We start from the raw sequence: 25,744 nt of genomic DNA, 5'->3' as shown, positions 1-25,744 counted from the left end.
AGGACGGTGGCGCGGAGCCGGCGGCGGTCGGGACGGCGAAGCGGTGCGGGCGGCGGATCCGGGCTCCGCCGACGGGGCACGAGCGCACGGCGGCGGCCTGACCAGGCGGCAGATGCTCGGCGCGTCCGCGGCGCTCGGCGCGGGGGCCTGGCTGCTGCGCGGCACCGTCGGCCCGGACAGCGCCGAGGCCGCCGCGCCCGTCCCACCCGGGCTGCCCGCCGGCACCGAGCTGTACCAGCGGGTCTTCCAGAACTGGTCCGGCGAGATCCGCACCGACCAGCTGTGGACGTGCGCGCCCCGCACCCCGGAGGAGGTCCCCGCCCTCGCCGACTGGGCGCACGCCAACGGCTGGCGCCTGCGCGCCACCGGCTACCGCCACACCTGGGCGCCGCTCACCGTCGCCAACGGCACCCCCGACAGCGCCCGCGTCCTCCTGGTCGACACGAGCCGCCACCTCACCGCGATCACGGCCGACTCACCGACCACCGTGCGCGTCCAGACCGGCGCCACCATGGAGGACCTGCTCGCCCACCTGGCCGGCCTCGGCCTCGGCCTCACCGCCTGCCCGGCGCCCGGCGAGCTCACCGTCGGCGGTGTCCTCGCCATCGGCGGCCACGGCACCGCCGTCCCGGCCGCCGGGGAGACCCGCCAGGACGGGCACGGCTACGGATCGGTCAGCAACCAGGTCACCCGGCTCACCGCCGTCGTCCTCGACCCGGCCACCGGCCGCTACGCCCTGCGCACGTTCGACCGCTCCGAGGCCGACAGCGCCGCCTTCCTGGTCCACCTCGGCCGGGCGTTCCTCACCGAGGTCGTCCTGCGGGCCGGCGCCGACCGGCCGCTGCGCTGCGTCAGCCGCCTCGACATCCCGGCGAGCGAACTCTTCGCCCGTCCCGGCGACACCGGCGGCGGACTCCTGGGCGGCCTGCTCGGCGGCGGCCCACCGCGCACCTTCGCCGACTTCGTCGACCGCGACGGGCGCGCCGAGGCCATCTGGTTCGCCTACACCGAGTACCCCTGGCTCAAGACCTGGAGCGTCACCCCGGCCAAACCGCTCGCCGCCCGCGCCGTCGACCAGCCCTACAACTACCCGTTCTCGGACAACGTCCCGGAACCCGTCGCCCGGCTCGCCGGCCAGATCGTCTCCGGTGCCTGGGCGTCGGCCCCGCTCTTCGGCCAACTCCAGTACCTCGTCGCCAAAGTGGGACTCACCGGCGACCTCACGGACGTCCTCCTCTCGGGCGGGCTGCTGCGCGACCTGCTCACCGGCGACCTCCTCACCCACCTCCTCGCCGCCGGACTGCGCTCGGACCTGTGGGGCCCCTCCCGCACCCTCCTCCAGTACGTGCGCCCCACCACCCTGCGGGTCACCGCCAACGGCTACACGATCCTCTGCAAGCGCGCCGACCTGCAGTGGGTCGTCAGCGAATTCGCCGCCCAGTACCGGAAGCTGCTCGCCGACTACCAGGCGCGCGGCGAGTTCCCGGTCAACGGCGCGGTCGAGATCCGCGTCACCGGCCTGGACGACCCCGCCTACGCGGGCGTCCCCGGCGCCCGGCCGCCCCTGCTCTCCGCGCTGCGCCCGCGCCCGGACCGCCCCGAGTGGGACACCGCCGTCTGGCTCGACGTCCTGGCCTTCCCCGGCACCCCGGGCCTCGAACGCTTCGCCCGCGACCTCGAACAGTGGCTGCTGCGCACCTTCGACGGCACCCGGGCCGGCCTGCGCGTGGAGTGGTCCAAGGGCTGGGCGTACACCGCCGACGCGGCCTGGTCCGACCCGGACCTGCTCGGCCGGGTCATCCCCGCGAGCCTGCGCGACGGCGGCGGGCCGGGCTGGGACGAGGCGGTGGCCGTCCTGAATCGGCACGACCCCCACCGGGTCTTCGGAAACCCCTTCCTGGACGGCCTGTTGACGTAGCCGACTCCGAATGGTCGGCCATCGACGATCCATCGGGTTCGTCAGATGTGTTCCATGACGATCACCGCCAGGGTGTCCGGGGCGAGCGCGCGGAACACGTGAGGGGCATCGCCCGGGTAGCTCACGTAGTCGCCCGGGCCCAGCTCCACCGGGGCCTCCGTCGGCCCGGCCAGCGCCCGGCCCGCTCCCAGCATCACGTGCTCGACCGTGCCGGGCATGTGCGGGTCGGAGGCCCGGGTCTCGCCCGGCTGCGCCTCGATGCGGTAGATGTCGCGCCGGGCGTTCGGCGGGCAGGACGACAGCACGGTGGCCGCGTAGTCGGCCCGCTCCGAGTGCGTGACGGGGCCCTCGCCCGCCCGGATCACCCGCACCGCCGGTCGCGGCGGATCGACGAGCCGGCTGAACGGGACGTTCAGTGCCACGCCGAGCGCCCACAGGGTCTCCACGCTCGGGTTGCCCGACCCCGATTCCAGCTGCGAGAGCGTGGACTTGGCGATGCCCGCCCGTCGGGCCAGCTCGGCCATCGACAGGCCGCTGCGCTCGCGCTCGCGCCGGATCGACGCGGCGATCAGGCCGATCAGCTCCGTGCCGGAGCCCAGGGGGGAGCCCGCGCCGGAGGCCGTACCGGATCCGGCGGAAGGGGCGGGGTTGGGGGTCGGGTCACTCATGCTGTCCACTCACGCTTCCTCGAGCCTCCTGCGGTCCCGTCTGCCTTGTCGGCCGCGCCATGCTCCCATGTCCGGCTCCCTGGCTCCTGGGCTCCCTGGCTCCTGGGCTCCCGAGCTTCCTGGTTCCCCGGCTCCCAGGACCTGGCGTTCGGTGTGGCGGTCCAAGGGTTCGCCTTGACGAACGGCTGGCCTCGGGTTCATTCTAATGGACATGCGTTCGCTCTTTCGAACACTGGAGTCTGCCACCGTCCGTGACATCGCTCTGGTCTGCCTGGCCGACGCCCTCGTCGGCGCCTCCTTCGGTGCGATCAGCGTCTCCGGCGGCCTGCCGCTCTGGGTGCCGGTCGTCATGTCCCTCCTCGTCTTCGCGGGCGGGTCCCAGTTCGCCGCCGTGGGTGTGGTGCTGTCCGGCGGCGGTGCGCTCGCGGCCGTCGCCACCGGGCTGGTGCTCAACGCTCGCCTGCTGCCATTCGGCTTCACCGTCGCCGACGTGCTCGAAGGCCCGTGGTGGCGACGGCTGTTCGGTGCCCAGCTCATCACGGACGAGAGTGCCGCGTTCGTCCTGCGGCAGTCGGACGGGCGGCGCCGGCGGGCCGCGTTCTGGCTGTGCGGGGTCGCGCTGTTCGTGGTGTGGAACGTCTCCGTCGTGCTCGGCGCGGCCGCGGGCGGGCTGATCGGCGACACGGACGCGCTCGGCCTCGACGCCGCCTTCCCGGCGGTGCTGCTCGCCCTCGTGCTGCCCTCGCTCGACGACCGTCGGACGCGCGCGGCCGCGGTGGCGGGAGCGGTGGTCGCGGTGGTGGCGACGCCCTACCTGCCGGCCGGGCTGCCGGTGCTGCTGTCGCTCGTCGGGCTGCTGTTCGCCGGGAAGTCCTCGGTGGTGGGGGAGTCTCGGGCGGCAGGGGTCGAGGGTGTGGTCGCCGTGGAGAACCGGTCCAACGCCGTTAAGGAGGAAGTCCGTTGATGCCGCTGTATGCCGTGCTGCTGCTGGCCGCCGGCACGTACGCCTACCGTCTTGCCGGGCCGCTGCTCGGGCACCGGATCGAACTCTCCGAGCGACTCCGGCACTTGCTGGCCGTGGCCGCTTCCGTCCTGCTGGTTGCCCTGGTCGCCACGGGTGCGCTCACTCAGGGCCATGGCTTCGCGGGGTGGGCCCGGCCGGCGGGCGTCCTGGTCGCGGGTGTCCTCGCCCTGCGTCGTGCGCCGTTCCCGGCCGTCGTCGTGGCGGGCGCGGCGACGACCGCGGTGCTGCGGCTGTGCGGGGTGGGCTGACCGCCGACCGGTGACGAGTGACGGCGAACAGATAACAGCGAACAGATGACAGATGACAGATTTCGAAATCTGTCATCTGTTCGCTGTTATCTGTTATCTGTTCGCCCCACCCGTCACCTCCCGCCCGCCCCCACCGCCTTGAAGAACACCGTCGTCGAGCACGGCGCGCCCACCGGGTCGGTGGCGTAGTCCGGCACCTCGCCGACCCGGTTCCAGCCCGCCGCTTCGTACATCCGCTCGGCCGGGCTGCCCGTCTCGGTGTCGAGCACCAGCAGTCGCAGACCCAGCTCCGCCGCCCGCTCCTCCAGCGCGGCCAGCAGCCGCCCGGCCAGCCGGTGCCCGCGGTCCGCCGGGTGCACCATCAGCTTCGCGACCTCGCCCCGGTGTCGCCCGTTCGCGGTCGTCGCCGGCCGTAGCTGCACCGTCCCGGCGAGCCGCCCGTCGGCCTCCTCCCGCGCCGCCCACACCACCAGTCGCCCGTCCGCCACGTCCGGCACGAGCGCCCGCCACCACCGCGCGGCCTCAGCGGCCTCCAGTGGTGCCAGGAACCCGACCGACGCGCCACCGTGGACGGTCTCCACCAGCAGTCCCGCCATCTCGTCCGCCGCGCCGCGCAGCTCCTCCGCGGTCACCTCGCCGACCACGTACCCGCCACCGGACATGTCGCTTTCCTCACTCGCTCGCGCCCGCCCGCCGCCCCGCCGGGTGCGGAATACTCCCCGGTATCCCGTCATCCCGCCGAGACTACCGAGACCCCGAGACCCCAAGGAGCTTCGATGACGAAGCCGACCCGGATCGACCCGGCCGACCTGCTCGCCGTCGGCGATCTCCTCACCGACGAGGAGCGGCTCATCCGCGACACCGTCCGGAGGTTCGCCGACGAGCGGATCCGCCCGCACATCGGCGACTGGTTCGAGCGCGGGGTGTTCCCGGCCCGCGAACTGGCCCCCGAGCTCGGCGCGCTCGGTGTGCTCGGCATGCACCTCGACGGGTACGGCTGCACGGGTTCGAGCGCGGTCGCCTACGGCGTCGCGTGCATGGAGCTGGAGGCCGCCGACTCCGGGCTGCGCAGCTTCGTCTCCGTGCAGGGATCGCTCGCCATGCGCGCGATCCACGCCTTCGGCTCGGAGGAGCAGAAGCAGCGCTGGCTGCCCGGCATGGCGGCCGGCGAGCTGATCGGCTGCTTCGCCCTCACCGAGCCGGACTTCGGCTCCGACCCGGCCAACATGCGCACCCGGGCGGTGCGCAAGGGCGGCGAGGGCGGTGACTGGGTGCTGTCCGGCAGCAAGATGTGGATCACCAACGGCAGCATCGCGGACGTCGCCGTCGTGTGGGCGCAGACCGAGGAGGGCGTGCGCGGCTTCCTCGTGGAGCGCGGCACCCGCGGCCTGACCGCCACCGACGTGCACGGCAAGCTGTCCCTGCGCGCCTCCGTCACCAGCGAGCTGGCCTTCGACGACATCGTGCTGCCGGCCGACGCCGTGCTGCCCGGGGTCGTCGGCCTGCGCGGCCCGCTGTCCTCCCTCAACGAGGCCCGCTACGGCATCCTCTGGGGCACCGTCGGCGCCGCCCGCGACTGCTACACCGCGGCCCTGGACTACGCGAAGACCCGCATCCAGTTCGAGCGCCCCATCGCCGGCTTCCAGCTGACCCAGCAGAAGCTGGTCGAGATGATGCTGGAGGTGGAGAAGTCGTACCTGGTCGCGCTGAGGATCGGCCGGCTCAAGGACGAGGGCGCCGCCCGTCCGGCGCACATCAGCTTCGGGAAGCTCAACAACGTCCGCACCGCGCTGGAGATCGCGCGCAGCGCGCGGACCGTCCTCGGCGCCAACGGCATCACCACCGAGTACCCGGTGCTGCGGCATGCCAACAACCTGGAGTCGGTGCTTACTTACGAGGGCACCAGCGAGATCCACACGCTCGTGCTCGGCGAGGCCATCACCGGGGAGTCCGCCTACCGCTGACGCCCGGTGAGCCGGTGGCGGGCGGGAGAAACGCGGTGGCCGGGCCCGGGCGGGCTCGGCTACCGTCCCCTCCCATGAACGGCCAGACCACGCAGGGCGCCCCGACCGCACAGGACGCCCCGACCACGGCGAGCGCCTCGACCACACCGAGCGCCCTGACCGCCACCACGACCCTCTGGCGCCCGACCGGCCCCGAGGAACTGGCCCTGGTCGAGGCCGCCGACTGGCGCGCCTGGCCGCCCCGCCTGCCCGAGCAGCCGATCTTCTACCCCGTCCTGAACGAGGACTACGCGGTCCGGATCGCCCGCGACTGGAACGTCCCGGCCTCCGGCGTCGGCTACGTCACCCGCTTCGAGGTCGAGACGGACTTCCTCGCCCGCTACCCCGTCCAGCGGGCGGGTGGCCGGACCATCCTCGAACTCTGGGTGCCGGCGGAGGAGTTGGTGGAGTTCAACCGGCACATCGTCGGCCGGATCGAGGTCGTCCACGAGTTCCGGCCGCAGGCCTGACGCCCGCCGCCCGCCGTCGCCCGCCGTCGACCGCCCCCCGACCTCCGACCCCCGCCGACCGGCGGGGTGCAAGGACAATCGCCCGACACCCCACGGACACCGCCCGTTCGGTGGCCGGACACCAACCGGTACGGCGAGCGGTGAACCATGGCGCGGTCGGCGGCGCCCTCGGCGGGCGCGCGCCGGATGCGCACGACCGAAAGGAACCCCCATGACCGCTGCCCCGTGGCCCCGCCCCCGCGTGCTCGTCGTCGGTATCGACGGCGTCCGGTACGACTACCTGGAGCACGTGCCGATGCCGCGGCTCACGGAGGTCGCCGACGCCGGGTTCCTCGTGCCCGTCACCGTCGCGGACACCACCCCCACCATGTCCGGGCCCTGCTGGGCCACCATCGTCACCGGCGTCGAGCCCGCCAAGCACGGCGTCTGGGGCAACCACCTCGCCGGCAACCGCCTCGACGTCTTCCCCGACTTCGCCACCCGCCTCAACCGCGGCGACCGCCGACGCACCTTCGTCGCCGCCGGCTGGGACCCGCTGATGATCAACGAGTCCGGCGGCCCCCTCTTCCGCGCCCCCGGCCGCCTCTCCTACATCGCCCCCGCCGAGGACACCCCCGAAGCCTGGGAGACCGTCGACGAGGAGGTCACCCGCGAGGCCGTCCACGTCCTCGCCACCGCCGACCCCGAAGCCTCCTTCGTCTACCTCGGCGCCGTCGACGAGACCGCCCACTTCCTCGGCTGCGGCGACGAGTACCGCGCCGCCATGCGCAACGCCGACGAACGCCTCGGCCGCCTCCTCGACGCCGTCCGCGGCCGCGCCACCCACGCCGACGAACAGTGGACCGTCATCGTCGTCACCGACCACGGCCACGTCGACGCCGGCGGCCACGGCGGCCGCACCACCGAGGAGCGCACCGCCTGGGTCGCCTGCGCCGGCCACGGCATCCCCGCCGGCCCGCCCACCGGGGAGATCCGCCACCCCGACGTCGCCGCCCAGGTGTACGCCTCCCTGCTGCGCCCGATCGACCCGCACTGGACCCTCGACGGCCGCCCGTTCCCCGTCTCCCGGCCGGTGCCCGCCGCCGTCTGACGGGTGTACGGTACGGGGCCGGTGCCCCGGGTGCAGCACACCGGGCTGCGCACGGGCCGGACTTGAGTGACGCTCTATCGGGACCCCGGCACCGCTCCGGCGCACACCGCCGGCGCGGCGCCCGTCACCCGAAACCGCGGGTGGCGGCACGTACGTCTGAAGGTGGAGAGGCTACCCCGTGGGATGGAGGCGTGATCGCGACCTCGTGGTGACGCCCCGGCCGTCCGGCGCGGGCCAGGATGGTTACACCGGCCGGGGGAACACCACGGGCCGAACGGAACACTCGACACCCGCACCGACAGCGGACACGGAAACCGGACAGGGAGAGGGCAGGCGGACATGAAGGGCATCGTGAGCAAGGTCGCGCTCGGAGTCGCCGGGACGGGCATGGCCGTCGCCGTGGCCGCCGTCGTCATCGGCCCACGCGTGTCCGAGTGGTACGACGGCCGCCACCAGGAGCAGGTCTCGTACGCCACCGGCAGCGAGGCCAAGGCCGACCGTCACTCGATGCCAGGCTGGCTGCCCGACAACGCCTCCGCCGTCCGCTACCTGATGTCGACCACCGGCGACGACCGCCTGCTGCGCGCCACCCTCCCCGAGGGGCGGCTGCCCGTCGGCTGCACCACCGGGCTGACCGGCAAGGGGGTGCACCCAGTGCCGGTGTCGCTCAAGGCGGGCTGGTTCCCCGACGGCGTCGCGGGCAAGGCCACCGGCACCTGCGGGCACTACAACGTGATGCTCTCCGGCAACCAGCTCTACGCCTGGCAGGACGGCGCCGCCGTCCAGGCGGCCATGCGGGCGGAGCGTCCCGAGAAGCGCTGAGGCACGGGGCCCCGGGCGGACGGGTGAACGGTCCGGTGCCCCCGCTGTCGGAGCGGGGCCGGGCTGCGATAGGACGGAGCGTGGACAAACCCGTCCCGCCCCGTCCCGCCCGTCCAGCAAGGGAGCCCCATGCCTGGCCCCGGCCCCGGCCCTAGCGCCGGCCCGTCCGACGAGACGCCCGGCCCTGCCGCCGGCCCCACCACCGACCTGTCGTCGGCCCCAGCCGGGGCTCCAGCCGATTCGGCCACTCCAGCCGCTGCGGCCACTGCGGCCGCTTCGGCGGCCCCGGCGGGTCCCGGCCGGGGCACCGTAGCCGTGCTCGGCGGCCTGGTCGCGCTCGGCCCGCTGACCACCGACCTCTACCTGCCGGGCCTGCCCGCGATCGCCGACGACCTCGCCGCCGATCCGGCCGCGGTGCAGCTCACCCTCACGTTCTCGATGTTCGGGGTGGCGGCCGGACAGCTCCTGTTCGGGCCGCTCAGCGACCGCTTCGGACGCCGCCCGCCGCTGCTCGCCGGGCTCGTCCTCTACACCCTGGCCAGCACGGTGTGCGTGATCGCGCCCAACCTGCCGCTGCTGATCGCCGCCCGGTTCGTCCAGGGCGCGGCCGGGGCCGCCGGACTGGTCATCGGACGGGCCGTCGCCCGGGACCGCTTCCAGGGCGTGGCGATGCTCCGGTTCCTCGCCTCGATCACCCTGATATCGGGGCTGGCGCCGATCCTCGCGCCGATCGTCGGCGCGCAGCTGCTCCGGGTGACGTCGTGGCGCGGCACCTTCGGGGCGCTGACGGCGCTCGGGCTGCTGCTCGCGCTGGTGGCGTTCGGCGCGCTGCGCGAGACGCTGCCCGCCCAGGCGCGGCACGGCGGAGGGTTCGGGTCCACCCTGCGGACGATGGGCGGGCTGCTGCGCGACCTGCCGTTCCTCGGGCTGATGCTCACGGGCACGTTCGGGTTCGGGGCGCTGTTCGGGTACATCAGCGGGTCGTCGACGGTGCTGCAGCACGTCTACCACGTGTCGCCGCAGACCTACAGCCTGCTGTTCGGGCTGAACTCGGTGGCCATCGTCGGGATGACGCAGATCAACGGGCGGGTGCTGGCGCGGCGCTTCACGGCGGGCGCGCTGATGCTGGCCGGGCTGGGCCTGGCGGTGGTCGCGGGCGTGGCGCTGGTGTTGGTGACGACCGTGTGGGACTTCGGGCTGCTCGGGGTCTGCCCGGCGCTGTTCGTGATGATGGGCAGCATGGGGATGATCCTGCCGAACTCGGCGGCGCAGGCGCTCGGTCTGGTCGAGCCGCAGGCGGCGGGGACGGCTTCGGCGCTGCTGGGGACCGGCAACTTCCTGTGCGGGGCGCTGGTCGCACCGCTGAGCAGCCTGGGCGGGCGGCCGTCGGCGGTGCTGCTGGCGGTGGTCGTGCTGTCGAGCGCGGTGCTGGCGAGCGCGGCGTACGTGGCGCTGTGTCGGCCGTGGCAGGCGCGGGCCGAGGTCCCGGGGCGTACGGGGAGCCAGGCGGGCTGAGGGGCGGCCGACGGCCGACGGCTGACGGGGGACGGCGGACGACGAACAGCTGACAGATAACAGATTTCAACATCTGTTATCTGTCAGCTGTTATCCGTTACCGGCTATCCGTTTCCCGCTATCCGTCAGTCGGCCCTGTCAGCCGATCGCGAAGTCGTCGCCGTACACGTTCCCCTGCCCGTACCACCCGTGCAGGTAGACCGTCACGGTGCCGGTGGCGCCGGTGGTGAACGGGATGCTCAGCTTCGTCCAGCCGGCGGAGTTGGTCCAGGTGCTGGCGTTCGCCCCGCCGCTGACGCCGAGGTAGGCGTAGTTGCCCTGCACCCAGCCGCTCAGCGTGTAGCTGGTGTTGGGCTTCAGGGTGACGGTCTGGGTGCACTCGCCGGTCTGGCTCTCGGTCGGCGCGGCCTGCAGCGCGTACGAGCCGGAGTGGACCGGCGTGCTCACCACGGCGCCCCCGCCCTGGCAGGTCCACGGGGCGAGGCTGCCGCTCTCCAGGCCGCCGTTGGCCAGACCACCGGGAGGCGGAGTGCTGCCGGTGACGGTCAGCGTGTAGGTGGCGGTGTGCGTACCGGACGGAGCGCTCGCCTTCACCGTCAGCGGGTACGTGCCGGCCGCGGCCGCCGCCGTCGTCGTGACGCTGAGCGTGGCGCCGGTGCCGGCGGTGACGCTGCCGGGGGTGACGGTGGCGGTGACGCCCGCCGGGGCGCCGCTCACCGAGAGGCTGACGCTCTGCGCCGAGCCCGACGTCACGGCCGTCGCGATCGAGGCCGACGTGGAAGAACCGGCCGCCACCGTACCGGAGTTCGGGTTGACGGCCACCGAGAAGTCGTTCGTCGTCGGCGTGCCGCTCGTGAACGGCGCGAAGATGTGCGTGAAGTCCCAGGCGTTCTGGGCGATCCCGGAGCACGAGTCGTTCCCGGCCGTGCCCGGGCAGCCCCCGTTGTCGCGCTGGAGCGCCCAGAAGGACAGCGTGTTGAGGCCCTTCGACACCGCCCAGTTGTACACGGTCGTCGCGTTGGCCACGGTGAAGGTCTCGGCCGCGCCGTAGTCGTCGATGCCGACCATCTCGGTGATCCCGATCGAACCCCACAGCTGCGCCGGGGACTTGCCGGGGTAGAGCGTGGCCAGCTGGTTGTACAGGCCCTGCGCGGAGGTCTGGGTGTCGGCGGCCATGTCGTGGGTGGCGCCGTCGTAGTAGTCGAAGGTCATCATGTTGACGACGTCGATCCGCGCGTTGTTCCCGATCGCGTTCCGCAGCACGGAGAGTCCGTTGTCGGCCAGTCCGCTCGTGGTGGTCGGCAGCGTGTACGAGAACTGGACGGAACGGCCGTTGGCCGCGGCCCAGTCCTGCACCAGCTTGATCGCCTTGTTGCGGCGGTCGATGCCCGCCGAGTCGGTGAGCGAGTTGTCCTCGATGTCGAGGTCGATCCGGCTGATGTCGTACGTCGTGACGAGGTTCTCGTAGGCGGCCGCGATCTGGTTGACGTCGGTGCAACTGTCCGCGATCTCGGTGCCGTTGTGGTCGGCCGTGTAGCCGCCGAAGGACGGGATCACGTCCCCGCCGTTGGCGCGGATGGTGGCGATGTCGGCGCCGAAGGTCGAGGAGGAGACGGGCTTCGAGGTGTCGCCGTTCCAGTACGGGGTGCACGAGCCCTTCGCGGAGGCCTGGAGGAAGGCCATCGTCAGGTACTTGGCGCCGGACTGCGCGGCCAGCGTGGCGGGGCTCTGGCCGATCCAGGACTCGAAGTAGGGGGCGAAGACCCGGCTGGGGAGCGGGGTCGCGGCCTGGGCGGAGCCCGTCCCGGCGGCGACGAGGCCGGCCGAGGCGGCCAGCGTGGCACAGGCCGTCAGGGCCGCCTGGATGGTTCTGCGTAGACGCATCGATTCTCCAACAGACATGGTGGGGCAGGACGTTGGGGCGGCACAGGGACGTACGGGTAGCGCGGCGGGGAGCGGGGCGGCGTGCTCGGGGCAGGCGGTGTCCGCGGACTCGCGCGGCGGCGAACGGCGGTGCGGGTGGTGCGGACGCGCGCGCCGGGCGGGTTCGGGGGGGAGCGGAACAGGGCAGGGCGGTGCCTCGGCCGCCGGTGGTCACACCCCCACAGTGCATCCCGGTCGGATCGACATGCTTATGGTTGGACTAGACCACTTCTCTGTCAAGGTGCCTTGCGGTTCGTCACCGCACGGCCCCGGCCGCCGTCGGGAGCCGCCGAAGGCGGGCGGCCGGACCCAGGGCCGGTTATTGGATTGTGGACACCGAACCCCGTCCGGGAGGATCGGACCCTTGTCCGACAGGACGCCCGACACGGCACCACACCCACCCCGGAGGAACAGCCCTGTGACGACCCCCTCGCTGGACGAAGCCTGGCGCCACCTGGAAGCCGGCGACCCGCAGGCCGTCCTGCGCGAACTGCGCGCCCTCGCCGAGGACGTGCCCGCCGCCCAGGTAGCCCCGCTGGTCCAACGGCTGGCCGCCGGCAGCGGCTTCGACGACCTGGCCGAGGCCGCCGCCCGCCTCGCCACCGCGAGCGGGGAAACCGCCGGGAGCGCCACCGGGGCCGGCACCCCCGACGCCGTCGCCCTCTACAAGTACGGCTACGCCTGCGTCGAACGCGGCGCCGCCTTCCTCGCCGCACCCGCGCTCGCCGAGGCCCTGCGCATCGCCACCGCCGAGGTCCGCGAGGGCGAGAAGACCAAGCGCGGCCTCTTCGGCCGCAGCAAGCCCGGCCCCGACAACCGCCTGCCGATCCTCGCCGAACTCGTCTCCGCCCTGGAGGACGAGGAACGGCACGCCGAGGCCGTCACCGCCCTGCAAGCCCACGAGTCCGTCCTCCGGGACTGGCCCGAGCGCTACCTCCTCGCCTACAACGCCCTGATGGCCGGAGACCGGACCACCGCCCGCACCACCCTCGACCGGCTCTCCGCCCCCGACGACCAGTGGCGCCCCGCCGCCGACCGCGTGCGCCGCGCCCTCGGCCGGGCCGACACCGTCGAGGCCGCCGCGTCCACCACGGACCCGTTGAACCGTCAGGACCTGCGCGGCTGGCACTTCGCCCTCACCGGCGGCCTGCTCGCCACCCTCTCCCCGTACGGGTTCACGGCGGGAATGACCGGCCGCTACGCCTTCCTCCAGGACTCCTACGGCCTGTGCCGGCACGGGCTGGAGCGGCTTCGCCTGCTCCTGGACGCCGCCGGTGTGCGCCCGCAGTCGGTCTCGCTGCTGCCGGGCCGGGCCGACCGGGCCCTCGGCCTCGCCGCCGCCGAGCTGCTCGGCCTGCCCGCCCGGCCGTACCAGCCGGGCACCGGGGACACCGTGGTCGTGGCCTACGACCTGAGCGACGTCGAGGGCATCGGCCCGGAAACGCTGACGGCGCTGCGCACGCGCTCCGCGGGCGAGGTGTTGTACGAGCACGCGACCTGCTGGACCGACACGCCGCCGGTCACCGCGGACGTGAGTGGCCTGCTCGGCCAGACCGTGGCTCCGCCGTGGCGGATGCTCGGCAACGAGCCGGACGAGCGCCCGGCCGAGGAGCTGACGGCCGAGATCCTGGCCGCCGACCCGGCCCCGGACGGCGGCGACGGCGAGACCCCGTCCGACCCGGACGAGGCGCTGGCGGCCTTCGCCCGCGCCGTGCGCGAACGCTGGCTGGACGGCCCGCGCGACCGCTGCCGCACGAGTGGTCCGGTGCCCAGCTCCCGCTTCCGGTAGGGCACTTGGGTGTGGGTGTCCGAGGTGCCACGGCCGCGCGTCTGCTGACGACGCGCGGCCGCGGCGGCCCGGCGCTCAGGACACCGGGCGCGCGGGGGCGCCGCGCCGGGTCAGGCCGGCGGCGGGCAGAGGGTCGTGCGCAGCGCCTCGTTGATCTTCGCGGCCTTGTCCGGCCCGAAGCCCTGCGGGTGGTCGGGGGTGGTGAAGCGCTGGTCGGCCAGTTCGACCAGCTTCGCCTTGTCCTTGGGGAACTGGTACATCGACTGGCACTGGCTGCGGGCCCGGTCGATGGCCTGGTCGGGCTTGCCGCCGACGATCGCCGGGTCGATCGCGTCCAGCGCGGCGACCAGCTTGGCGGTGACGTCGGTGCCCGGTTTGGCGGGCATTCCGGCGTCGGTGGGCGGTGCGGGCTTGGCCGGCGCCGACCCGCCCGCGGTACCCGAACCGCCGGTCGCGCCCGAACCTCCGGACGCGTCCCCGGCGGCGGAGCCCGTCGAGGCGTCCGTGGGCGGGGTGGCTCCGGGGGCGGGGGTTGCGGTGGCGGAGGCGGCGGCCGAAGTGGGGGAGGCAGCCGCGGATGTTGAGGTGCCGGTGCCCGCTCCGGAGTCCGAGGCGGAAGTCGAGCCGGAGCTGGAACACGCGGCGAGGCTCACCGCGGCGAAAGCCGTGAGGGTGGCGGCGAGGAGACGAGTGCGCATGGCGTCACACTGTCATGTTCGCGGCGCGGGAGGGAAGGCCCTCAGGCTGGGGTAACGGTGGGCGGCGAACAGCTGACAGATAACAGATGTTGAAATCTGTTATCTGTCAGCTGTTACCTGTTACCCGTCATCTGCCGGCGGTCGCCCGCAATCCGTCAGCCCAGCCCGTTGGCCTTCAGCCAGTCCTTGGCCACCGCGGACGGGTCCTCCTTGTCGACCGACACGCGCTTCATCAGCGCCGTCAGCCCGGTCGTGTCGAGCTTGGCCGACACCGCGTTGAGCGCGGCCGTCGCCGTCGGCCCCACCCCGGCCTTGTTGACCAGCGGGGTGACGTTCTGCGCGCCGAAGACTCCCTTCGGGTCGGCCAGCGGGACGAGCTTGAACTGGACGATCTTCGGGTCGGTGGTGAACACGTTGCCGACCTGGATGGCGCCGTCCTTGAGCGCGTTGGCCGTCGTGTCGCCGGTGGGCTTCCACTCCTTGAAGGTCAGTCCGTAGACGTCCTTGAACTGCTGCTCGCGGCGGGACTTGAATTCCGGCGGCCCGCCGATCGTGAACTCGCCCGCCTTGGCGGCCAGGTCGGCGACGGTCTTGAGCCCGTACTTGTCGGCGGTCTCCTGAGTGACGCTGAGGGAGTCCTTGTCCTCGGCGGGGGAGGAGTCCAGGATCCCGAGCGAGGCCGGCAGGGTCTTGGTCAGCGCCGCGTTGACGTCGTCCTTGGCGGTGGCGGTGGACTTGGCGTCCAGGTAGGCGAGCAGGGCGCCGTTGTACTCGGGCAGGACGGTGAGGTTGCCGCTCTGCAGCTGCCCGTAGAGCACCTCCCGGCTGCCGATGTTGAACTTCTCCTCGACCTTGACGCCCTTGGCCTTGAGCGCCTGCGAGTAGATCGAGCCGAGCAGCACGTTCTCGGGGAAGTTCGCGGAGCCGACCACGACGGTCCCGCCGTCGCCGGCGCCGCCGCCCGCACCCCCGCTCCCGGCGGCCGTGCTCGCGCCGCCGCCGGCTGCCGCCGAGGACGAGCCGCTGTCGAGCGGGTTCCCGCCGGAGGAGCCGCAGGCGGTGGCGCCGAGGGCGAGGGCAGCGAGAGTGCCGAGGACGGCGGCGCGCCTGGTTCTGCGAATTGTCGACATGGTGACAGGTGTCCTTCCGAGACGATGGAGACAGAGGTTCAGGGGATCCGGCCGCGGACCCGCATCAACGGGCCCAAGGCAATGGGCTCAAGGCGACGGGGCAAAGCCGACGGGACAAAGCCGACGGGCCGGAGCCGACGGGCCGAAGCCGACGGGCCGAAGCCAACGGGCGCGAGTCGGCAGGTCAATGCCGGCTGGCCGAAGTCAGCGGGTCCGGTCGGCGGCCCGGCGCTGGGCGCGCACCCCGCGCGGCAGCGCGTACCGGGCGAGCAGGACGAAGAGCAGCTGGGCGGCGACCGCGAGCAGCACCACGAGCACCGCGCCGCCCGCCGTCACCGCGTACTTGCGGGTGGCCAGCCCGTCGAACACGTACCGGCCGAGGCCGCCGAGCCCGACGTACGCGGCCACCGTCGCGGTCGCGATGACCTGGACGGCCGCCGTGCGGAAGCCCGCCAGCAGCGTCGGCGCCGCGGACGGCAGGCACACCTGCCACAGCACCTGCGGGTGGGTCAGCCCGATGCCGCGCGCCGCGTCGCGCACGTCCGGGTCGGTGCCACGCACTCCCTCGACGGCCGCGACCAGCAGCGGCGGGGCCGCGAGCGCGACCAGCGGGACGAGCACCGCCGTGTCGCCGACCCCGGCGAGCAGCACCGCGAGCGTGACCAGCCCCAGGGTGGGCAGCGCGCGGGCGAACCCGGCCAGCGCCGTGACGGCGGTGACGCCGCGTCCGGTGTAGCCGATCAGCAGCCCGAGCGGGACGGCGACGAGCGCGGCGAACAGCAGCGCCTCACCGGAGAACGCCAGGTGCTCGGCGATCCGGTGCGCGATCGAGTCCGGACCGCTGCGGTGATCCGGGGCGGAGAAGAAGTCGCTCAGCCACGAGAGCCAGTTCACCGGCCCGCTCCCTTCTCGCGGACGGCCCAGGGCGCGAGCAGCCGCCGCGCCCCCACCAGCACCAGGTCGACGGTCAGCGCGAGTGCCGCGATCAGCGCGATGCCGGCCACGATCGGGGTCGGGAAGGTGCGCTGGAACCCGTCCATGAACAGGTAGCCGAGGCCGCCGCGCCCGACCAGCGCGCCGACGCTCGCCAGCGAGATGCTGGACACCGCGGCGACCCGCAGTCCGGCGATCAGGTACGGCACGGCGGCGGGCAGTTCGACGGCGGTCAGCCGGTGCCACGGCCCGTAGCCCATGGCGGTGGCGGCCTGCCGGACGGCGTCCGGCACGGCGCGCAGCCCGTCCACGGTGGTGGGCAGGAGCACGGCGAGCGCGTAGAAGGTGAGCGGGATCATGACGGTGGCCTGGGTGGCGAGGCCGGTGTACGGGATGAGCAGCATGAAGACGGCCACGGCGGGCAGCGCGTAGACGATGTTGAAGACGGCGGCGAGCGGCTGGTAGGCGCGGGGGAAGCGGGCGCAGGCCAGGCCCAGCGGGACGGCGACCAGCAGGCCGATGAGCACCGGGACCAGGGCGATCACGGCGTGGTCGGCGAGCAGGTTGCCGAGGTAGCCGAGGTGGTCGCCGATCCAGTACCAGCGGACGATCGGTTCATCGTCCACCGGTGGCCCCGCCCTTGCCGTCCGCCGCGCTCTTCGCCTCGGCCTTCTCCCCGTCCCTCTCCTCGCCCTTCACGAGTGTCCCGGTGTCGCTCGGGGCGGCGGCGGCCGTGCCGCCCGGCGCCGTCAGGGCGCGGAGGACGGCCTCGCGGTCCGCCGTGCCGGTGGCCCGGCCGTCGGAGTCGAGGGCCACGGCGACCCCGGCGGGGGAGAGGACGGCGGCGTCGAGCGCGGTGCGCAGCGTGTCGGTGTCCGGCCGGTAGCCGGGGGCCGGGCGCAGTTCGGCGGTGGGGGCGTCGCGGTCGATCCAGCCGATCGGGCGGCGCTCGTCGTCCAGTGCCAGCTCCCAGCCGCCGAAGCGCAGTCCGCCGGCCAGTGGGCGGGTGGCGACGGTGCTCGCCGGGCGCAGGCCGAGGCCGCGCAGGCCGCGATCCCGGCCCAGGAAGGCGGCGACGTCGTCGTCGGCGGGCGCGGTGAGCAGGGTGTGCGGGTCGGCCAGTTGGGCGATCCGGCCCTGGCCGCGCAGCACGACGACCTGGTCGCCGAGCCGGACGGCCTCCTCGATGTCGTGGGTGACGAACAGCACCGTCTTGTGCAGTTCGGACTGGAGGCGCAGCAGTTCCTCCTGGAGCCCGGCGCGCACCACCGGGTCGACGGCGCTGAACGGCTCGTCCATCAGCAGCACGGGCGGGTCGGCGGCCAGGGCGCGGGCCACGCCGACGCGCTGCTGCTGGCCGCCGGAGAGCTGGAACGGGTAGCGCTTGGCGGTCTCGGGCGCGAGCCCGACGAGGTCGAGCAGTTCGGCGGCCCGGGCGCGGGCCTTCTTGCGGTCCCAGCCGAGGAGGTAGGGCACGGTGGCGACGTTGTCGATCACCTTGCGGTGCGGGAAGAGCCCGGCCTGCTGGATCACGTAGCCGATGCCGCGGCGCAGCTTGGCGGGTTCCAGCCCGGCGACGTCCGCGCCGTCCAGCAGCACCCGGCCCGAGGTGGGCTCGACCATCCGGTTGACCATGCGCAGGAGGGTGGTCTTGCCGCACCCGGACGGTCCGACCAGGACGGTTATCCGTCCGGTCGGCACGTCCAGGTCGAGGCCCTCGACGGCGGTGGTGCCGTCGGGGTGGCGCTTGCCGGCGCCGTCGAATCTGATCACGGGGAGTTTCCTCGTCCGGGCGCCCCGCGGTGGCGGCGCCGTTGGTCGGTCTGTCGTCGGTCTCTCGGTTGATGGCAGTTTTGTCGACAAACGGTGGCGGTGCGGACCGCGGTGGTGCCTGTCGGATCTCCTGCCCGGGCGTTCTTCCGCCCGCGTGGCTGCCCGGCTTCGGACCGGCGGAAACTCTGATCAGACTATGACTTACATCATCTCCTGTCCCTTATTTACCGCCTGTCACGAGGAGCGGAGCCGCTGCGGCAGGGCTCCGTCGGGGAGTCAAGCCGGTCGGTCGCGCCGCTGTTCAGTCGTCGTCGAGCCGCCGTTCAGCCGCCCTGACGGGTCGGCAGTCCGGCCGCCGCCCAGCCGACGAAACCGCCGTCCAGGTCGGTCGCCCGGTGCAGCCCCAGTTCGCGCAGCGACGCCGCGGCCAGGCTCGACGCGTACCCCTCCGAGCACACCACGATCCACTCGACGTCGTACCCCGACGCCTGCGGGATCCGGTGGCCGCCCGTCGGGTCCAGCCGCCACTCCAGCACGTTGCGCTCGATGATCAGCGCCCCGGGGATCTCCCCCTCCGCCGCCCGCTGCGCCGCCGGACGGATGTCCACCAGCAACGCGCCGTCCAGCTGCGCCTGGTACGCCTCCCGGGCGCGCGGGCGGTACACGCCCTCGCGGGCCCGCTCCACCAGGTCGTCGATCGTGGTCACCACTGTTCCGGTCCTTCCTCGGAGGTGCGGACGAGCCCGCCGGCCCGCAGGTCGTAGTGCGCCATCGAGCTCAGCGGGGGCGAGTAGGCGTGCAGGGTGACGGCCGGGCCCGACGCCGTGTTGCGCACGTCGTGCACGTACTCGGGGCCGAAGGCGCGGGCCGTCCCCGCCGGGACGCGGCGGATCAGCAGGCCCTGGTCCGGGCCGCCGAGCGAGAGCTCCTCCAGTTCGCCGAGGGCGACGGTGAAGGCGCCGCGCGAGCCGCCGTGGTCGTGGAAGCCGGTGGACTGGCCGGGCAGCCAGCTGATCAGCCACACCTCGTGGTCGTCGTCGGCCACCAGGCGCCGGTACCAGCGCTCGTCCGTCGACAGGCGGACGTGGTGGATCCACTGGTCGGGCCGCTCGGCGAGCTCGCGGACGATCGCGCGCAGGGCGTTCGGGGTGAGCGGCGCGCGGGCTTCCTCGACGGCTGTGTCGGCGGCGGCGTGGGTGTCGGCGGCGTACGTGGCGTCGGTGTTCGTGGCGGCGGTGGGTGGACGGTCGGGGGCGAGGTCCAGGCTCATTGGGCGTCCTCGGGTGCGGCGGGAACGTCGGGAGGGTGCGCCCGCCGTCCGGGAGCCGCGGCGGAGCGGTGCCGAAGGAGCGGCACGGCAGCGCGAGGGGTGCACCGGGCGGGGGCGGGTTCAGAACTGCGGATGCGGGTGCGCGGCGCGGGCCCTGGCAGACGTCACAGGGCGGAACCGGCGCGGAGGGGCAAGGTCAACAGGCACACATGGAGCTCGCCTGGCGTCGCAGATCGACGTGCAGGCGGCAGACCAGGGTGGTGCCGGAATCCATGGTCCGGATCCTTCCCGACCCGCGCGGCGGGAGTCAAGCGGGACCCGCAGTGCGTCCATACCTCGGACCAATCCTGCTCACACCTCGGACACCCCGCTCCTTCCACCCTCGTCTCCAGGCCCGCGTCACCCCTCGGCAGAGCGCCGCGGCGCCGGGGGAGTGACGGCCGATCGGGCCGTACCCGCGCTGCCGGGCGACTGCGCCGGTACGGGCCCCGCCCCGCCACCGGCCACCCGCTGCGCCGCCAGCGCGGCCTCGACCAGCGGAGCCGCTTGGTCGCCCAGATAGCGGCCCAGCGTCTGGTACGCGTCGAACTGCCGGTGGTCGAACCACTGGTCGCTGGTCAGGTCGTTCGGGAACGCCGCGTTGCCCACCGCGTAGGACAGCAGCTCGTACGGCATGTCGGCGGTCAGGGCGGCCTGGACGACGATCAGCGTGCCGTGCCGGGCGTCATCGCTCCCGCCGGATCCGCTCCCACCGGATTCGCCCGCGCCGGCGAGACTCGCGAGCGGCACCGGATAGTGGATGTCCCCCGTGACCACCGCCCGCTCCGACAGCCGCGCGGACAGCTGCGCCGCGAGCCCCCGCAACGGCTGCGGCCCGTCCGACGACGCCCTGCCGTCAGCGGCCGCGGCCTGCGCTGCCTGGGTGGCCTGTGCCACCTGCTCCGCGGCGCTCCCCGGAATCAACACCTCCGGATCGTGCAGCGTGATGACGACGCCCAGCTCCTCGCGCGCCAGCGTGATCGCGGCGGCGAGGTTGGCCGCGTACCCGGAGTCGCCGCTGGCGTCGATGCAGACCGCCGTCCGGACGCCGTGGCGCAGCAGTTCGACCAGGCCCAGGTTCTCGTAGTGCCCGCCGTCGGTGGTCAGCAGGAACCGGTCGTCCATCGGGAACCGCCCCGTCAGCTCCCGCAGTTGGTACTGCAGCCGCCGTACGGCCGGCTGCGCGGGGCGCCGCCAGTCCGGCACGCCGGACCAGTCCGGGCCCAGCACGGCCGGGTTGGGCAGCCAGGTGCCGAGCCGTGCGTTGGTGACCGCGAACAGCCCCTGGTACGCCTTGGACTGACGGCCCATCGCCGAGGAGAACGCCGCCCCCGAGACGGCCATCGCCGACTGCACGGTGAGGTCCCGGGCGATGTGCCGCCGGGTCCGCCGCTCCAGCAGGTCGGTGCGGGCGTAGCCGACGTCCGGACCGCCCACGTAGTCGTGCGACAGCGTGAAGGACACCGCCCGGCGGCCCGGCGGGGTGCGGGTGTCCCCGGAGAGGTTGGCCGCCGCCGAGAAGATCACCTGGGGGAAGTCCGGGTGCCGGGCGCCGTAGTGGCTGAGCCACGTCTCCTCGCGGAAGAAGTCGTACGGCCGGGCCACCACCGCGCCGCCCTCGGTGACCCGGCGGACCGCGAACGCCCTTGCCAGCCGCAGCCGGTAGAACGGGTGCAGGCTCATCCACGTCTGGTCCAGGTTGAGCCCGACCGCGCCGAGCACCAGCGGCAGCGCCACCTGGACGGCCGTCGGCCACGCGTACCCGGTCGCGACCGCCCAGCCGAGCGCGAGCAGCGATCCGGCCGCCAGGGCCGCCAGCGCCGCCCACACCACCACGTACTGGGGGAGGTTGGCGGTGAGGCCGCCGCCGAACCGGCCCGCTCCGCGCAGCGCCCCGGCGACCGCCGCCGCGCCCCGGCGGATCGTCCGGCGGTCGCGCCAGAGTATGCCGAGCAGCAGCGCGAGGTAGCTGAGAACGACGGTGAGGCTGAGCCCGGCGCCGGTGAGCCGCGGGCCCGCGGCCAGCGCGGCCTGGAGCCGCACTGCGCTCCACGCCAGCACGGGCACCGCGAGGACGCCGGTGGCCACCAGCGCGGCCAGCGCGAGGCTGCCCTGGAAGAGCCGGCGGAGCAAGCGCGGCAGCACGGCGTCCCAGCCGAGCGGGGGGAACACGAGTACCGAGAGCAGCCAGCACGCGGCGGCGGTGACGAGCAGGACGGCCAGGACGGTGACGGCGGGCGCGCGGAGGACCAGCGCCCCCGGCGACCCCGCCCCGCCGGTGCGCAGCCCGGCCGCCGCCAGGCCGTCCAGCGGAGTGACCGGCACGAGCCGGTAGAACCGGCTGAGCCCGAGGCCGACCACCAGGACGGCGGTGAGCAGCAGCGTGAACGCCGAGATCACGCCGCGCAGCAGCGTGCCGAGGGCGACCAGCCACTCGCCCGAGCCGTCGGCGATGTACTTGCCGTGGCGGCGGAGGTGGTCCTCCTCGGGGGAGCCGGGCTCCAGCACGGTGTCGGCCGTCAGGCCCGAGACGGCGTGCACGGAGGCGCCGGGCGCGGAGTCGCTGAGCGCGAGCTGCATCGCGCCGACCGCGTAGCCGCCGCCCGAGACGGAGACCAGGTACCGCGCCCGTCTCAGCCACGGCCGCAGCGACTGGAGCGCGCCGAGCGTGACGCAGGCCGAGCGGATGCCGCCGCCCGAGGCGCAGAAGCCCAGCTCGGCGGGTTCGCGCCCCGGCGGCACCCGGGAGCCGTCACGCCAACGGGCCTGGCCCGCCCGGGCGGTGGCGTCCGCGGGCGCCTCGGGAGGGGAGCCCGGTGCGCCGTTGTGCGGTGGCCACAGCGCCCCGTGCGTGGTGACGACCGGCCAGGGCGGGATCAGCGCGGGACGGTCGGGGGAGCCGCCGGGCGTCGCGTCCCCGTCCGGGCCCGGGGCCGTGACGGGTGGACGGGACCGCAGCCCCCGCACCGCTCGGACGGCGGTGACGGCGAGCGCCCCCGCGGCCGCGGCCCCGGCGGGCAGGAGCAGCAGCCACGCCGTGGTGGCCAGCCCCGAGGCGACGGCGAACGGCGCGTCCGAACCGTCCGGGCGGTCCAGGGCGCGGGCGAGCAGCACGTCCGCCGCGAAGGCGCAGCACGCCGCGAGCAGCCCGGCACCCCCGGCGGCGAGCGCGGTCAGCCGCCAGCGCGCCCGCCCGAACACGTACAGGCCGAGCAGCGCGGCGGCGGCCAGGGTCAGACCGGCGCCGCCGGTGAGCCAGGCGTCGGCCCGGAGGGCGGCCGGCCCGTCCCCGGCGCGGCCGCCGAGCGCCGCCAGCGCGGCCGTCCGCGAACCGGCCAGCCGCAGCGCCACCACCCCGCCGGGCGGCGCCATCCGGCGGAACAGCAGACTGCCGAGGGCGACGGGCAGCAGCGCGCCGAGCGCCAGCAGCAGACCCGCCCACGCCGGCACGGCGGGCGGGCCGGCCGGCGGATCCGCCCGCTGCGCCCACGCGAGCAGGCGGCCGGGACCGAGCCCGGGCGGCGCCTTGCGCACCGCCCTCCCGAGAGCCGTCGTCATGCCTGCCACCCCCTGATCCCCGGGCCCGCGCCGGCGGGCGAAGTCGCGCTGCGCCGCCGCACGGTAACGGTCCGAAGCGGCGTCCACGCGCGTTTTACCCACCTTGGCCGGAACCGGCACCCGGAACGCCCGGATTCACTCGAATGAGTAAGGAGCGCACTCCCGGGGTAGATGACCGATTCATCCCGTCCAGGCGGACCCGCGTGTCCGTGTAACAAGATCGCCCCGGACGCGTTACCCCCAACGTATTGTCAGGCCACCGAACCCGGCCTACGGTCGACAGATCGCAATTTCTACGCACGTAGACGCACGCCGCCGCACGCGGCTCCGCGTGGACGCACGCGGAGCCCCTGCCACGCCTGCCGAGCGTGCGCGGAATGGCGCGCGGAGACCGTGCCGCGACCCCGCACACCGGCCTGCGCGCCGCAGGCCAGAGCCACCCCGTCAACCCTCACACCGCAGGCCCGGCTCCCCGGCCGGGCCCCGGAGTTGCGGAGGTACCCATGTCGCAGATCGTCCGTGCCGCGCTCGTCCAGACCCGCTGGACCGGCGACCAGGAGAGCATGATCGCCCTCCATGAGCGGTACGCCCGCGAGGCAGCCGCCCGGGGCGCGAAGATCATCGGTTTCCAGGAGGTCTTCAACGCCCCCTACTTCTGCCAGGTCCAGGAGCCCGAGCACTACCGCTGGGCGGAGGCCGTGCCCGACGGCCCCACCGTCCGCCGCATGCAGGACCTGGCCCGCGAGCTCGGTCTCGTCATCGTCGTCCCGGTGTACGAGGAGGAGCAGGCCGGGGTGTACTACAACACCGCCGCCGTGATCGACGCCGACGGCCGCTACCTCGGCAAGTACCGCAAGCACCACATCCCGCAGGTCAAGGGCTTCTGGGAGAAGTACTACTTCAAGCCCGGCAACCTCGGCTGGCCCGTCTTCGACACCGCCGTCGGCAAGGTCGGCGTCTACATCTGCTACGACCGGCACTTCCCCGAGGGCTGGCGCGCCCTCGGCCTCGCCGGCGCGCAGATCGTCTACAACCCCTCCGCCACCAGCCGCGGCCTGTCCGCTTACCTCTGGCAGCTCGAACAGCCCGCCGCCGCCGTCGCCAACGAGTACTTCGTCGCCGCCATCAACCGGGTCGGCACCGAGGAGTACGGCGACAACGACTTCTACGGCACCTCCTACTTCGTCGACCCGCGCGGCCAGTTCGTCGGCGAGGTCGCCTCCGACAAGGAGGAGGAACTCGTCGTCCGAGACCTCGACCTCGGCCTGATCGAGGAGGTCCGCCAGCAGTGGGCCTTCTACCGCGACCGCCGCCCCGACGCCTACGGACCGCTCGCCGAGGCCTGAGGAGCACCCCGATGACCACTCCCGACCCCCGCCACCGCACCGTCATCCGCGGCGGCCTCGTCATCACCGCCGCCGACGAACTCCACGCCGACGTCCTCATCGAGGGCGAACGCGTCGCCGCCCTCGCCACCACCGGCAGCTCCGCCGCCGGGGCCTGGACCGCCGACACCGTCATCGACGCCGCCGGCCACTACGTCATCCCGGGCGGCGTCGACGCCCACACCCACATGGAACTGCCCTTCGGGGGCACCGCGGCCTCCGACACCTTCGAGACCGGCACCCGCGCCGCCGCCTGGGGCGGCACCACCACCATCGTCGACTTCGCCGTCCAGCCCGTCGGCGGCTCCCTGCGCGAGGGCCTGGACGCCTGGCACGCCAAGGCCGACGGAAACTGCGCCGTCGACTACGCCTTCCACACCATCGTCTCCGACGTCACCGACGGCGTCCTCAAGGAGATGGACGCGCTCGTCGACTCCGGAGAGTCCACCTCCTTCAAGCTCTTCATGGCCTACCCCGGCGTCTTCTACAGCGACGACGGCCGCATCCTGCGCGCCATGCAGCGCGGCGCCGCCAACGGCGGGCTTGTCATGATGCACGCCGAGAACGGCATCGCCATCGACGTCCTCGTCGAACAGGCGCTCGCCGCCGGGCACGCCGCGCCCCGCTACCACGGGGAGGTGCGCCGCGAACTCCTGGAGGCCGAGGCCACCCACCGGGCCATCAAGCTCGCCCAGGTGGCCGGCAGCCCGCTCTACGTCGTCCACGTCTCCGCCGCCTCCGCCCTCGCCGAGATCGCCCAGGCCCGCGACGCCGGGCTCAACGTCTTCGGCGAGACCTGTCCGCAGTACCTGTTCCTCTCCACCGACAACCTCGCCGAGGAGGGCGCGGACGGCTTCGAGGGCGCCAAGTACGTGTGCAGCACGCCCCTTCGGCCGCGCGAGCACCAGGAGGCCCTGTGGCGGGGGCTGCGCGCCAACGACCTCCAGGTCGTCTCCACCGACCACTGCCCGTTCTGCTTCGCCGGGCAGAAGGAACTCGGGCGCGGCGACTTCTCCAAGATCCCCAACGGCCTTCCGGGCGTGGAGAACCGGATGGACCTCCTCCACCAGGCCGTCGTCGACGGGCACCTCACCCGCCGCCGCTGGATCGAGATCGCCTGCACCACGCCGGCCCGCATGTTCGGCCTGCACCCGCGCAAGGGCACCATCGCGCCCGGCGCCGACGCCGACATCGTCGTCTACGACCCCACCGCGGTGCAGACCGTCTCCGCCGCCACCCACCACATGAACGTCGACTACTCCGCCTACGAGGGACGCCGACTCACCGGCCGGGCGCGGACGGTGCTCTCGCGCGGCACCGTCGTCCTCGACGGCGACAGGTGGCTCGGCCGCGCCGGACACGGCACCTTCCTGCGCCGCGACACCTGCCAGTACCTGGTCTGACACCGCCCTTCCCTTCCCCTCCTCCTCCGGTCCGTCCGCCGCCCGGGCTCCTTCCGGCCCCGGGCGGCGGCCCCGTCCCCTTCCT

Annotated in this window: 23 protein-coding genes; 11 read left to right on the top strand and 12 right to left on the bottom strand. The window is 73.8% G+C overall.

Going from position 1 to position 25,744, the window contains the following annotated elements:
* Positions 1 to 112: 112 nt before the first annotated feature.
* Positions 113 to 1,918, top strand: a complete 1,806-nt coding sequence (locus ACFV4F_RS01065; protein ID WP_380500004.1) for a cholesterol oxidase substrate-binding domain-containing protein — start codon at positions 113 to 115, stop codon at positions 1,916 to 1,918.
* 41 nt (positions 1,919 to 1,959) lie between these two features.
* Here ACFV4F_RS01065 and ACFV4F_RS01060 read toward each other — a convergent pair whose 3' ends face one another.
* A complete protein-coding gene (locus ACFV4F_RS01060) occupies positions 1,960 to 2,586 on the bottom strand; it encodes a helix-turn-helix domain-containing protein (RefSeq protein WP_380445610.1) in 627 nt (208 codons plus the stop codon).
* Between the two features lie 211 nt (positions 2,587 to 2,797).
* Here ACFV4F_RS01060 and ACFV4F_RS01055 point away from each other — a divergent pair, with 211 nt between their 5' ends.
* Entirely contained in the window at positions 2,798 to 3,550 is a 753-nt protein-coding gene (locus ACFV4F_RS01055; RefSeq protein WP_380499963.1) for an AzlC family ABC transporter permease, read from the top strand.
* A complete protein-coding gene (locus ACFV4F_RS01050) occupies positions 3,550 to 3,858 on the top strand; it encodes an AzlD domain-containing protein (protein WP_359957373.1) in 309 nt (102 codons plus the stop codon). The genes ACFV4F_RS01055 and ACFV4F_RS01050 overlap by 1 nt, the downstream gene beginning before the upstream one ends.
* Before the next feature lie 113 nt (positions 3,859 to 3,971).
* Here ACFV4F_RS01050 and ACFV4F_RS01045 read toward each other — a convergent pair whose 3' ends face one another.
* Positions 3,972 to 4,520: a GNAT family N-acetyltransferase gene (locus ACFV4F_RS01045; RefSeq protein WP_380499962.1), complete on the bottom strand. Its 549-nt coding sequence runs from the start codon at positions 4,518 to 4,520 to the stop codon at positions 3,972 to 3,974.
* A gap of 114 nt (positions 4,521 to 4,634) precedes the next feature.
* On the opposite strand from ACFV4F_RS01045, the gene ACFV4F_RS01040 reads away from it, so the two are divergent.
* The 5 genes from ACFV4F_RS01040 to ACFV4F_RS01020 all read left to right on the top strand — a co-directional run bounded on the left by ACFV4F_RS01040 (position 4,635) and on the right by ACFV4F_RS01020 (position 9,758).
* A complete protein-coding gene (locus ACFV4F_RS01040) occupies positions 4,635 to 5,822 on the top strand; it encodes an acyl-CoA dehydrogenase family protein (RefSeq protein ID WP_380499960.1) in 1,188 nt (395 codons plus the stop codon).
* Positions 5,823 to 5,977: 155 nt separating this feature from the next.
* Complete coding sequence (locus ACFV4F_RS01035) at positions 5,978 to 6,331, top strand: hypothetical protein (protein WP_380500003.1); 354 nt, start codon at positions 5,978 to 5,980, stop codon at positions 6,329 to 6,331.
* A gap of 211 nt (positions 6,332 to 6,542) precedes the next feature.
* The gene (locus tag ACFV4F_RS01030; RefSeq protein WP_380445587.1) at positions 6,543 to 7,421 is read left to right on the top strand and encodes an alkaline phosphatase family protein; all 879 of its coding nucleotides are present in this window, start codon (positions 6,543 to 6,545) and stop codon (positions 7,419 to 7,421) included.
* A 339-nt stretch (positions 7,422 to 7,760) separates the two neighbouring features.
* Positions 7,761 to 8,243 carry a hypothetical protein gene (locus ACFV4F_RS01025; RefSeq protein WP_380445589.1) on the top strand — a complete coding sequence of 161 codons (483 nt, stop codon included), beginning with the start codon at positions 7,761 to 7,763 and terminating at the stop codon, positions 8,241 to 8,243.
* Between the two features lie 315 nt (positions 8,244 to 8,558).
* A complete protein-coding gene (locus ACFV4F_RS01020) occupies positions 8,559 to 9,758 on the top strand; it encodes a multidrug effflux MFS transporter (RefSeq protein WP_380489976.1) in 1,200 nt (399 codons plus the stop codon).
* A gap of 138 nt (positions 9,759 to 9,896) precedes the next feature.
* On the opposite strand, the gene ACFV4F_RS01015 is transcribed toward ACFV4F_RS01020, so the two are convergent.
* Positions 9,897 to 11,642, bottom strand: a complete 1,746-nt coding sequence (locus tag ACFV4F_RS01015) for a glycosyl hydrolase family 18 protein (RefSeq protein ID WP_380499958.1) — start codon at positions 11,640 to 11,642, stop codon at positions 9,897 to 9,899.
* A gap of 457 nt (positions 11,643 to 12,099) precedes the next feature.
* Between ACFV4F_RS01015 and ACFV4F_RS01010 the strand changes: the two genes are divergently transcribed.
* Positions 12,100 to 13,470 (top strand): hypothetical protein, encoded by a 1,371-nt coding sequence (locus ACFV4F_RS01010; protein WP_380499957.1) that lies wholly within the window; start codon positions 12,100 to 12,102, stop codon positions 13,468 to 13,470.
* A 110-nt stretch (positions 13,471 to 13,580) separates the two neighbouring features.
* Here ACFV4F_RS01010 and ACFV4F_RS01005 read toward each other — a convergent pair whose 3' ends face one another.
* From ACFV4F_RS01005 to ACFV4F_RS00965, 9 genes are all read right to left on the bottom strand, one after another.
* Positions 13,581 to 14,168 (bottom strand): hypothetical protein, encoded by a 588-nt coding sequence (locus ACFV4F_RS01005; RefSeq protein ID WP_380499956.1) that lies wholly within the window; start codon positions 14,166 to 14,168, stop codon positions 13,581 to 13,583.
* Positions 14,169 to 14,323: 155 nt separating this feature from the next.
* Positions 14,324 to 15,298, bottom strand: coding sequence for an ABC transporter substrate-binding protein (locus ACFV4F_RS01000; RefSeq protein WP_380445598.1), 975 nt, complete (start codon positions 15,296 to 15,298; stop codon positions 14,324 to 14,326).
* A gap of 204 nt (positions 15,299 to 15,502) precedes the next feature.
* Positions 15,503 to 16,192, bottom strand: coding sequence for an ABC transporter permease (locus tag ACFV4F_RS00995; RefSeq protein ID WP_380499955.1), 690 nt, complete (start codon positions 16,190 to 16,192; stop codon positions 15,503 to 15,505).
* On the bottom strand, positions 16,189 to 16,857 hold the full coding sequence (locus ACFV4F_RS00990) for an ABC transporter permease (protein WP_380445602.1): 669 nt from the start codon (positions 16,855 to 16,857) through the stop codon (positions 16,189 to 16,191). Before ACFV4F_RS00990 ends, ACFV4F_RS00995 begins: the two co-directional genes overlap by 4 nt.
* Positions 16,847 to 18,004, bottom strand: coding sequence for an ABC transporter ATP-binding protein (locus ACFV4F_RS00985; protein WP_380499954.1), 1,158 nt, complete (start codon positions 18,002 to 18,004; stop codon positions 16,847 to 16,849). Before ACFV4F_RS00985 ends, ACFV4F_RS00990 begins: the two co-directional genes overlap by 11 nt.
* Before the next feature lie 323 nt (positions 18,005 to 18,327).
* Complete coding sequence (locus ACFV4F_RS00980) at positions 18,328 to 18,714, bottom strand: rhodanese-like domain-containing protein (RefSeq protein ID WP_380437341.1); 387 nt, start codon at positions 18,712 to 18,714, stop codon at positions 18,328 to 18,330.
* Positions 18,708 to 19,274: a cysteine dioxygenase gene (locus ACFV4F_RS00975; protein ID WP_380499953.1), complete on the bottom strand. Its 567-nt coding sequence runs from the start codon at positions 19,272 to 19,274 to the stop codon at positions 18,708 to 18,710. The genes ACFV4F_RS00980 and ACFV4F_RS00975 overlap by 7 nt, the downstream gene beginning before the upstream one ends.
* Before the next feature lie 196 nt (positions 19,275 to 19,470).
* Positions 19,471 to 19,548, bottom strand: a complete 78-nt coding sequence (locus ACFV4F_RS00970; RefSeq protein WP_380386513.1) for a putative leader peptide — start codon at positions 19,546 to 19,548, stop codon at positions 19,471 to 19,473.
* Positions 19,549 to 19,673: 125 nt separating this feature from the next.
* Positions 19,674 to 22,871, bottom strand: coding sequence for a hypothetical protein (locus ACFV4F_RS00965; protein ID WP_380499952.1), 3,198 nt, complete (start codon positions 22,869 to 22,871; stop codon positions 19,674 to 19,676).
* 503 nt (positions 22,872 to 23,374) lie between these two features.
* Here ACFV4F_RS00965 and ACFV4F_RS00960 point away from each other — a divergent pair.
* Positions 23,375 to 24,217 (top strand): nitrilase-related carbon-nitrogen hydrolase, encoded by an 843-nt coding sequence (locus ACFV4F_RS00960; RefSeq protein WP_380437335.1) that lies wholly within the window; start codon positions 23,375 to 23,377, stop codon positions 24,215 to 24,217.
* A gap of 11 nt (positions 24,218 to 24,228) precedes the next feature.
* On the top strand, positions 24,229 to 25,659 hold the full coding sequence (gene hydA / locus ACFV4F_RS00955; RefSeq protein WP_380499951.1) for a dihydropyrimidinase: 1,431 nt from the start codon (positions 24,229 to 24,231) through the stop codon (positions 25,657 to 25,659).
* Positions 25,660 to 25,744 lie beyond the last annotated feature (85 nt).

Source organism: Kitasatospora sp. NPDC059722, assembly GCF_042733235.1.
In the GTDB taxonomy this organism is placed as follows: domain Bacteria; phylum Actinomycetota; class Actinomycetes; order Streptomycetales; family Streptomycetaceae; genus Kitasatospora.
This window is presented reverse-complemented; position numbering and strand designations above follow the sequence as displayed.